The organism is Janthinobacterium goodfellowi (assembly GCF_051380695.1).
GTDB lineage: Bacteria > Pseudomonadota > Gammaproteobacteria > Burkholderiales > Burkholderiaceae_D > Janthinobacterium.
The window spans coordinates 1,132,737-1,142,691 of sequence record NZ_JBNYXN010000001.1; the positions used below are offsets into that span (position 1 = coordinate 1,132,737).

The window sequence follows — 9,955 nt, forward strand, 5'->3', positions numbered from 1 at the left end:
GCGAAGTAACTTTGCTCGAGCGCAAATTCGTGATTGCAAGTCATTGATTTCATTGGGGTAAAAAATTGCCTGTGAAATCAGCAAATTGTTGAAACCCGCATCAATACTGGTGTTGCGGCTTGTCAAGAGGGGCTTATCAACAACTTTATCCACAGTTGCTGTGGATATCTGAAAAAGCCGTGCAAAAACAGGGGCTTAGCGCCCGGTCATGCGGCCAGCCCGAGCCCGCTCAGCCGGGCAAAGGCATGCAGGAAGCGCTGCTTGGCTTCGGCCGGGCCCATGGCCTCGATTATACCGGGCAGGGGGGCGATGCCGTCAAGGTAAGCCCAGCGTTCGGCCGAGTGCGGCATCAGGTCGCGCTTTTCCGTGGCCAGCGCGATCAGGTCGGCCCGCTTGATCGGCGCGTAATCGGAAAAATCCAGCCCATACGTGGCGGCGATGATGGCGCTGACCTTGTCTTCCAGCATGGCAAATTCCGGCAGCAACACTTTCAAGGGCTTCACCATGTCGCCCAGGTAGGCTTCGGCCGCGTCGTGCAGCAGGGCGGCCAGGCGCAAATGGGGCGGCACCAGTTCGGCAACGATCAGGCTGTGCTGGGCGACCGAGTAAAACACCTGCGTCTGTCCATTGAAGCGGCACTGGTACGCGAGGCCGTGGGCAATGTCTTCAATGGCTACCTTGTCGATATGCGGGCGCAAGGGATAAAAACGGTTGCCTGAATAGGTGGAAACGTAGTCGGTGGTAATCATTGCCATGGCATGGTGCTCGGAACGCTCAAGATACTTCATCGTACACCCGATGGCAGGCGCTTGCCCCGGCTGCCGTGCACAAGCGGCTTTCCCCGCTGAGCCTATGCATCTTGGCAAAGCCTTTAATTTATTTCATATCATTCATTGTTCTTTCTCAAATACACTATAGCAATCTTGTTTGTCTGAAACTTCATTTAGGGGCAGGGCAATGACGGCGATACCTTCGGCAAGACCTTCGTATATCTATCAGGGCGGTTCGGTGATGATGCACTCGCCGCTGCAATTGAAACAGTCGGAAATGTACGGCTATTTCGTCAGGGGCGACCTGGCCAAGCTGCAGGCCACCGTGAATACCACGCTGAACCAGGTGGCGGGCAGCAAGATGACATTGAAAGCGCTGTCGCCGTATGTGATGTTGACGTTTACGCGCGTCAACCATGCGGACTCGGCCAATCCCGTCGACCAGGCCAAGGGCTGGATCACGGAAGTCGACATCGTCACCTGGATCATGGTCGGCCAGATGGATGAACACGGCAAGCTCGCGCATATCTACTGGTATCCGTGCCACATCTTCGTCGATGACGCCATGGCCCTGATCAACGGGCGCGAACTGTTCGGTTATCCGAAATACCTGTGCGACTACGAGATTCCCGCCGCCGGCAGCGAACCGCTGCGCTGTTCCGTCGCCGCCAAGGGTTTCCAGCATTTTTCGCCGGAAACGAAACTGGCCCTGCACCCGTTGCTGGAAGTCAACGCCACCGTGCAGACGGGGCCGCACAAAACCGTCAACAGTTTCCTGGAACTCATCGAGCAGGCATTCCAGATTTTCCTGTCCATTCCCGACTTTTTCGACATGGACCAGGCCGGCTGGGCCGACATCCTGTCGCTGCTGCGCAACCCGCGCATCGACCAGATATTCCTCAAGCAATTTCCCGACAGCGCGGGCGTGAAAGCCGTGTACCAGGCCCTGGTGGCCGCACCCGCCGAGATCAACCGCCTGCACAGCGCGCGCCTGCTCGGCTATGAATACGAATGCACGGTGCACGCCTTCGACAGCTTCCCGCTGGACCAGACCCTGGGCTTGCAGCTGGGACCGCAGGCGGCCATTTTGCCCTTCAATGTGAACTTCGACTTCACGGCCATGCCGGGCGAGGAACTGATCGACAATTCCCGCATCGCGCCGGAAAAGATCGCCATCCTTGGCGGCGGCGTGGCGGCCATGACCACCGCGTATTATCTGACGAACCAGCCGGGCTGGCAAAACCGGCACGCCATCACCGTCTACCAGCTGGGCTGGCGCCTGGGCGGCAAGGGCGCCAGCGGGCGCAATGCGCAGGCGGGCCAGCGCATCGAGGAGCATGGCCTGCACATCTGGTTCGGCTTCTACGCGAACGCCTTCAGGATGATCAAGGAAGCCTACGCCAGCCTGGAACGCCCGCCCGGCGCACCGCTGGCCACCTGGCGCGACGCTTTTAAACAACACGATTACGTGGCCCTGTCGGAAGACGTCAAGGGACAATGGCGCAACTGGTCCATCATCTTTCCCACCTTGCCGGGCGAACCGGGCGAGGGCGGCGAAGACGTCACGCTGTGGCAGATGGCCATCGCCATGGTGGGCTGGATCGAGCAGTGGATACGCCAGATCCGCCAGGTGGCGGACGCCGATGCGCGCATCGTGCGTGCCAGCGCATCGCAGGGCGAGGGTGTATGGCCGGGCTGGCTGCGCCGCCTGGCCGACGAAGTGGTGGGCCAGGCCGATGAACTGGGGCTCGACGTGGGCCTGTCCGTGGGCGCGCTGGTGGCCCTGGTGACCGACCTGGCGCCGGACTCCACGCGCCACGACCAGGCCCGCCACCAGCTGCTGGCCAGCACCTTGAACGGCATCCGCGCCTGGCTGCGCCTGCGCTACCGCGCCCTGATCGATGGCGATGATGAATTGCGCCGCCTGTTCACTTGCCTGGACCTGGGCATCACGGTCATGAAGGGCATGTTCGAGGATGGCGTGTTCAAGAACGGCTTTGACGTCATCAACGACATCGATTTCCGTGCCTGGCTGCGCAAGCATGGCGGCGACGAGCAGTTCAGCGTCAATTCGGCGCCCGTGCGCGGCTTTTACGACCTGGTGTTCGCCTACGAGGGCGGCGATTTTTCCAAGCCGAACATCGAGGCGGGCACCTTGCTGCGCTCGATGGCGCGCATCGGCCTGGCCTACAAGGGCGGCATCATGTTCAAGATGCAGGCCGGCATGGGCGACACCATCTTCACGCCGCTGTACGAAGTGCTGCGCAAGCGCGGCGTGGAATTCAGGTTCTTCCAGCGCGTGGAAGAACTGGTGCCGGGCGCGGGCGACATCGACAGCATCCGCATCACGCAGCAGGTGCAATTGAAGGACCCGGCCGCCGGCTATGCGCCGCTGGTGGACGTCAAAGGCCTCGCGTGCTGGCCCAGCGCGCCCGATTACGCGCAGATCGAACCGGCCCAGGCGGCGCTGCTGCAGGCGCAGGAAGTCAACCTGGAATCGTACTGGAGCGACTGGCCGCAGCAGTATGCGCAGGCGTTCGGCCGCGCGCTGCCCGCCACGGTATTGAAGAAGGGCGTCGATTTCGACAAGGTGGTGTTCGGCATTTCCATCGGCTCGCTGCAAGCCCTGTGCCCGCAACTGCTGGCGCAAAGCCCTGCTCTGCAACTGGCGGCCGACAAGGTGAAAACGGTGGCCACGCAGGCTTACCAGGTGTGGCTCAACAAGGATTTGTCTCAGATGGGCTGGACCACGCAGCCGAAGGGCCAGCAACCGGTGCTGTCGGCCTTCACGGAGCCGTACGACACGTGGGCGCCGATGGACCAGTTATTGGCGCACGAAGACTGGCCGGCGGGGCTGGAACCGAAAAATGTCTCGTATTTTTGCAGCGCCTTCCCCGTCGACAGCTACCCGCCCGTCACCGACACGGCTTTTCCCGCCCGCTGCGCGGACAGGGCGAAACAGGGCGCGCAGCACCAGCTGGAACGCGAAATCGGCGCGCTGTGGCCCGAGGCAGGCGCGCCCGGCGCGTTCCCGTGGCAATGGCTGGTCGATGCGAAGGAGGGTACGGGGCCGGCGCGCTTCGACAGCCAGTACTGGCGCGCCAACGTCGACCCGTCCGAGCGCTACGTGATGTCGGTGGTGGGCAGCACGCAGTACCGGCTGGCGACCGACCAGTCGGGCTTCAGCAACCTGTTCCTCACGGGCGACTGGATCAGGACGGGCTTGAACGCGGGCTGCGTGGAGGCGGCCGTGATGGCCGGCATGCAGACCTCGCGCGCCATGACGGGCTATCCGGCCGTGATCCAGGGCGAGACGGATTTTTAGGCATGCGAGGCCTGATGCTGCTGTGCCTTGTCCTGATCCACCTGCACGCGGGCGCCGCGCCGCCGGGCGCCATTGTGCTGTGGCCGGGCGCGCCGCCCGGCGGCGCGGCGCCGGGTCCGGAGCGCGACAGCGCCAAGGGCTCCATCACGCAGGTGGCGCAGCCTTACCTGATCGCGCACCGGCCGGCGCGGCCGGACGGCACGGCGATCCTGCTGGTCAGCGGCGGCGGCTATGCGCATATCGAGGCGGGCAAGGAAAGCGGCCCCGCCGCCGCCTGGCTGCAAACGCAGGGCGTCACGGCGTTTGAACTCGTGTACCGTCTGCCGCAGGAAGGCGGTGGCGCCAGCGCGCCGTTCCAGGATGGCCAGCGGGCCATGCGCGTGATCCGCGCGCGCGCCGCCGAGTGGGGCATCGACCCGGCGCGCATCGGCATGCTCGGTTTTTCCGCCGGCGCGCACTTGGCCGGCATGACGGCCGTGCAGCCGGACGCCGCCCTGTATGTGCCCGTCGATGCGATCGATGGCGTCTCCGCGCGGCCCGATTTCGTCGTGCTGCTATACCCCGTGCTCACCATGCAGCCGCCGTTCGATACGACGCATGCGAAGAAAGAGCTGCTGGGAAGCCACCCCACGCAGGCGGCGCGCGATGCGCTGTCGGTGGAATGGCAGGTCGATGCGCGCACGCCGCCCGCCTTCATCGCGCAGGCACTGGACGATCCCATTTCTCCGCCCGAGAACAGTACATTGATGGCGGCGGCCTTGCGCCGCGCGGGCGTGCCTGTTGAATTGCACCAGTTCCGGCGCGGCGGCCATGGCTGGGGCCTGGGCAAGCCGGGCAGCGAGCCGGCCGCGTGGCCGCAACTGCTGATGGCGTGGCTGCAATCGCATGGCTGGATGCCTCAAGCTCCCGGTTGATTTTCCAGGTCGCGCCGCGCCACGTCCAGCGCCGTCTGCAGCTGCGGCAGGAATTGCTCCACGTTATCGAGCTGGCCGTTCGAGGCCAGGGTTTCCATCTGGTGGCACAGGCCGTGCAGGGTGGGGCGGCTCAGGTAGCCGGCGCTGCCTTTCAAGGCGTGGAAGGCGGCGGCCGCGGCGCTGGCATTGCCATCGCGCACGGCGTGGCAAGCCAGGTCCAGGCGCCGCGGCGCTTCCGTCAAGAACGCTTGCGCGATGCGCTGCAAGTGCTGCGGCGACAGGCCTGCCAGCGGCAGGATGTGCACGGGCGCCGTCATGGGATCGGGCGGTGCCGGCGTTTGCGCCTGCGCGTCGTCGGCCAGGCCGAACTGGCGCGCCAGGGTGTCGTCGTCGATGGGCGCGGCCTGCGGCAGCGCGTGACCGCGCGCCAGCAGCAGGTCGATGATGGCGTCGATTTTCTCGAACAGCAGCGTTTCGTCGACGGGCTTGCTGAGGAAGTCGTCCATGCCGGCGGCCAGGTAGCGTTGCCGGTCATGTTCGCTGGCGTTGGCCGTCAGCGCGAGGATGGGGATGTGCGCGTCGGGAATGGGGAATTGGGCATTGCCGCCGTCGCGGATCAGGCGCGCGGCCTGTTCGCCATCCATTTCCGGCATGCGGCCATCCATCAGCACGCAGTCGTAGGGGCCCGATCCCAGCGCGCGCAGCGCCTGTTCGCCGTTTTCCACGATGGTCACGTCATGGCCCATGCTTTCGAGCAGAGTGCCGATGATGATCTGGTTGGTGCGCACGTCTTCGGCGCACAGGATGCGCAGGCGGCAGGCATGGCGCGCCTGGCGCACCGGCCGGCGCGCATCGGCCGCCGGCGCGCTGCCGGGCGTCAGCGGCAAGGTGAAATGGAAGCGCGAGCCGATGCCGACCCGGCTTTCCACGCCGATCGTGCCTTGCATCAGTTCGACCAGTTCCTTGCAGATGGCCAGGCCCAGGCCCGTGCCGCCGTAGCGGCGCGTGGTGGAGTGGTCGGCCTGCTCGAATTTCTGGAACAGGCGCGGCAAGGTGTCCGCGTCGATGCCGGGGCCCGTATCGCTGATGATGAATTCGATGTCGCTGCGGCCATCGCCGCGCGGCGGCGTGCGGGCGCGCCGCACTTCCAGCAGCACCTCGCCATTGGCCGTGAATTTCAGCGCGTTGCCCAGCAGGTTGATGAGGATTTGCCGCAGGCGCGTGGGATCGGCGCGCACGTAGCGGGGCAGGTCCAGCGCAAGTTCGCGGCGCAGCAGCAGGCTCTTGGCGTCGGCCTGGCCCTGCACGATGCCGGCCGCGTCGCCGATCAGCGCCAGCAGGTCGAAGTCCACCGTTTCCAGGGTCAGCTTGCCCGCGTCGATCTTGGAAAAGTCGAGGATGTCATTGAGGATGGTCAGGAGCGACACGCCATTGTGCAGGCCGATGCGCAGGTATTCCTGCGTGCGGCCCTTGACGGACTGGTCGCGCAGGGCGAATTTCAGCATGCCGATCACGCCGGCCAGCGGCGTGCGGATGTCGTGGCTCATGGCGGACAGAAAATCGATGCGGTGGCGGCTGACCACTTCCGCGTGCTCCTTGGCCTTCAGCAGGGCGTCGTTGCTGAGGGTGAGCGCCAGGGTGCGTTCCTGCACGCGCTGTTCCAGGTTGTTGCGCAGCAGGCGGATCTGGTCAGCCAGGGCAAAGGCCAGCAGCAGGCCGTCGAAGGTGCCGCCCAGCAGGGTCACCAGCTGGGCGTTGGCCACCATGGCCGGCATCAGGCCCAGGTTGGCCGGCAGGATCAGAAAGCCGGGCAGCATCAGCGCGACGAAGGCCAGCACGAAGAAGCGCGCCGGCTGGTAGCCGCGGCGCCAGACGACGATGCCGCAGACCAGCGCCAGCAGCATCCAGATGCTGATGGCGATGGTGGCCAGCGTGTGCGCATACGACAGGGCGAAAAAGCAGCTGGGCAGGAGCAGCAGGGGCAGCGCCAGGTTGACCTTGCTGAGGCGGTACAGCAGCAGAGAGTAGTCGCGCAGGCGCAGGAAATGCATGTAGAACAGGGTGCTGAAGACGGGCAGCAGGAAAAACGGCACGTAGTGCAGCTGCAGCTGGTGCCAGTCGAACAGGTCGGCAAAGACGTGGAAGGTCATGGCCCAGGCCAGGCCATAGGTCAGCACGTACAGCGCGTAATAAGCCGACGCCTTTTCCAGGGTGATGGAAAAGATGAAGAAATTGAACAGGCCCAGCGCCAGCAGGGCGCCGATCGACGCCACCATCAGGAAGTTTTCCTTGCCCACCAGCTTGCGGTAAGCCTGCTGCGTCTGCACGCCGAACAGGGGCGCGCGCGCGTAGTAGGGGCTGGAAAAGCGGATCAGGATGTCATACGTGGCGCCCGGCGCCAGCAGCACGTTCATGCCGTAGTGCAGCAAATACTCGTGCGGGCGCTGGTAGCCCGTGAGCAAGGTCTGCGCCGCCGCGTGCGGCTCCGGGCCATACACGTAGATGTCGACCAGGTCGATCAGGGTGTCGTTCGGGTCGATGACCCAGGCCGTTTCGCTGCTGTCGTTGCGCACCTGCGCATGCAGCCAGTAGGCGCCGCCGAACAGGTCGACCTGGTCTGCCGGGCGCTGGCGCGCCAGCCAGGCGGGCAGGGCGGCGGCATCGGCAGGCGCGGCGTCATTTTCAGCGAGAAATAGTCGTCCGCCCTTGCCCAGGTGAGCGATGCCTTGCTTGCTCAGGGGCATGGGCGCCGCCTGCGCCGCGCCCGCCAGGAGCAGCAGGCCGAAGAGCACGCCGAGCACGAGCGGCCAGCCGCATAGCCAGGCGCTGACGCGGGCGCTGAAAGCGCGAGCGCGGTGGCGGGAGGGGGGCGGGTGGACTGGCATCGATGGCTTGGGTGATGGTCGCGGGAACTGGCGGCAGCGCCGTTTGCTGTGGAGCCCTCATTTTAATCGACTCTCGGTGACGCACGGACAATTTCATGTCCTGCCCGCATGGCGCCCGCTCCGGTATCATGGCGCCTTTTGCCCGCGAGATCTTCATGCTCAGTCCCGACCAGTTCCTGGCCTTCCTGGCCGCCGCCGTCTTGATCACCGCCAGTCCCGGCCCCGACAACCTGATGGTGCTGGGCGTGGGCATGTCGCGCGGGCGCCGCCAGGGCATGGCGTTCGGCCTGGGCTGCGCCCTCGGCTGCCTCACGCACACCGTGCTGGCGACCATCGGCGTGTCGGCCCTGCTGGCCGCTTCGCCCACGGCCTTTACGGCGCTGAAAGTGGCCGGCGGGCTGTACCTCGTGTGGCTGGGCATCGGCGCCCTGCGCAGCCGTGGCGGCGCCAGGGTCGATGGCGCGGCCGCCTTGCCCGACGAATCCTTGCTGCGCCTGTTCGGCAAGGGACTGTTTGCCAACAGTATCAATCCGAAAGTCGTGCTGTTTTTCCTGTCGTTCCTGCCGCAGTTCATCGTCGCGGGCCAGGGCAGTGCCAGCTGGCAGACGGCGCAGCTGGGCCTGGTCTTCACGGCGCAGGCGTGCGTGCTGTTCGGCCTGCTCGGCTATTTTTCCGGCGCCGTCGGCCTGTGGCTGAACCGCCGCCCGCGCGCCGGCCTGTGGCTCGACCGCGTGGCCGGCACCATCTTCATCGGCCTGGGCTTGCGCCTGATCCTGGCGCGCTGACGTCCTGCCGGGCGGTGATGCGGAACGCCAGTTCCATCTGGTCCTGCACGGCCATGGCGCCGCCCAGGATGGCGAACGGCACGATGCCGAAGTCGCTCTGTTTCAGCAGCAGGCTGCCGCTGGCCTGCAGGCGGCGCCCATCGGCCGCTTGCTCGACGCGCACCGGCAACTGCACCGTGCGCGTCACGCCATGCAGGGTGATGTCCGCATCAAACACCTGCTTGTCGCCCGTGCGGCGCGCCTCGATGCTGACCCACGGATAGCGTTCCGCCTCGAGCACGCGTCCCAGCATGTTGTGGCGCGTGCCGGCGATGGCATCGGCCGACGGCGTCGTCGTCAGGCCCGCCGCCTGGCGCAGGCTTTCTTCATCCACACGCATCTCGTCGAGCCGGAAGCGGAACTGCGCGCGTCCCGGCGCGGGCGCCACCACGCCCTGCAGGGTATGGCTGGCCACCACATGGTCATGCCCGAGCCGCGCCAGCGCGCCGCCACGGCGCACGGTGATGGTCAGCAGGGACTCGTCGGGCACGATGTGCAGCAGCTGCACGCCTTGCCGCTGCCACGCGGGCGCGGGCATGGCTGGCGCCGCTACTGGCGCGGCGGGGAGCGGGGCGGCGGGTGGCGGAGCGAACGGGGTGCAGGCCGCGAGCAAGGCGCAGGCGCAGGCCAGCAGCGTGCGGCGGTGGGCGTGTGGCGTCAATGAGGACTCCTCTTGCAAAGGGATGGCGATGGCGCGGGGCGCAATGGGGCGATGGTAAGCGATCCGGGCACCGGCGCGATAGTCAGTTCGCGTGCGCCCTCGCTTTTGCAAGACCAATTCATGGTGCCGCACGCCATGTCTTGCAGGACGGAACACGTGAATGGCAGGAAATTGGTATTAATGGCAGGCACTGGAAAATCAATATGCTGCAGCAAAAAATCGCATTGCGCGAGCGCTGGCCATGAAATGAAAAGGCATGCTGAAATAAATGCTGATAATGAGCATTAATAATTTCTTTTAAAAAACAAACTATGTGTTTGATAGTTTCGCATGATTATGTAAATGATAATTTAAATATTATGTGCAGCTAATCAGTATGCGATAGAAGATAGCACTCCAGCGGCATTACGCGATTAATTTGATGAATGTGTTGTGAAATATCAACGAGATAATTTAATTTCTTTGTTGGTAACAAAAAAACCACTGTTGTCGTACTCTTGAACTGTCACTCGTTCATATAATCATGACAAATAAATGTCATTTTTATATCGGCCTGCATCTTGCAGCGGTACATTT

General features: G+C 64.5%; 6 protein-coding genes. 3 read left to right on the top strand and 3 right to left on the bottom strand.

Annotated elements, in window-relative coordinates:
- Window positions 1-206: 206 nt before the first annotated feature.
- Entirely contained in the window at window positions 207-755 is a 549-nt protein-coding gene (locus ACQ4WQ_RS05205; RefSeq protein WP_436495128.1) for a phosphohydrolase, read from the bottom strand.
- A gap of 202 nt (window positions 756-957) precedes the next feature.
- Between ACQ4WQ_RS05205 and ACQ4WQ_RS05210 the strand changes: the two genes are divergently transcribed.
- Both ACQ4WQ_RS05210 and ACQ4WQ_RS05215 read left to right on the top strand, forming a co-directional pair.
- Complete coding sequence (locus tag ACQ4WQ_RS05210) at window positions 958-4,095, top strand: NAD(P)-binding protein (protein ID WP_436495130.1); 3,138 nt, start codon at window positions 958-960, stop codon at window positions 4,093-4,095.
- Window positions 4,096-4,097: 2 nt separating this feature from the next.
- Complete coding sequence (locus tag ACQ4WQ_RS05215; RefSeq protein WP_436495132.1) at window positions 4,098-5,009, top strand: alpha/beta hydrolase; 912 nt, start codon at window positions 4,098-4,100, stop codon at window positions 5,007-5,009.
- Here the strand turns inward: ACQ4WQ_RS05215 and ACQ4WQ_RS05220 are convergent.
- The gene (locus ACQ4WQ_RS05220; RefSeq protein ID WP_436495134.1) at window positions 4,994-7,810 is read right to left on the bottom strand and encodes a hybrid sensor histidine kinase/response regulator; all 2,817 of its coding nucleotides are present in this window, start codon (window positions 7,808-7,810) and stop codon (window positions 4,994-4,996) included. The genes ACQ4WQ_RS05215 and ACQ4WQ_RS05220 overlap by 16 nt on opposite strands.
- A 239-nt stretch (window positions 7,811-8,049) precedes the next feature.
- On the opposite strand from ACQ4WQ_RS05220, the gene ACQ4WQ_RS05225 reads away from it, so the two are divergent.
- Window positions 8,050-8,679 carry a LysE family translocator gene (locus tag ACQ4WQ_RS05225; RefSeq protein ID WP_326456293.1) on the top strand — a complete coding sequence of 210 codons (630 nt, stop codon included), beginning with the start codon at window positions 8,050-8,052 and terminating at the stop codon, window positions 8,677-8,679.
- On the opposite strand, the gene ACQ4WQ_RS05230 is transcribed toward ACQ4WQ_RS05225, so the two are convergent.
- Window positions 8,642-9,379, bottom strand: coding sequence for a YceI family protein (locus ACQ4WQ_RS05230; RefSeq protein ID WP_436495136.1), 738 nt, complete (start codon window positions 9,377-9,379; stop codon window positions 8,642-8,644). The two genes, ACQ4WQ_RS05225 and ACQ4WQ_RS05230, sit on opposite strands and share 38 nt — an antisense overlap.
- Window positions 9,380-9,955: the final 576 nt, after the last annotated feature.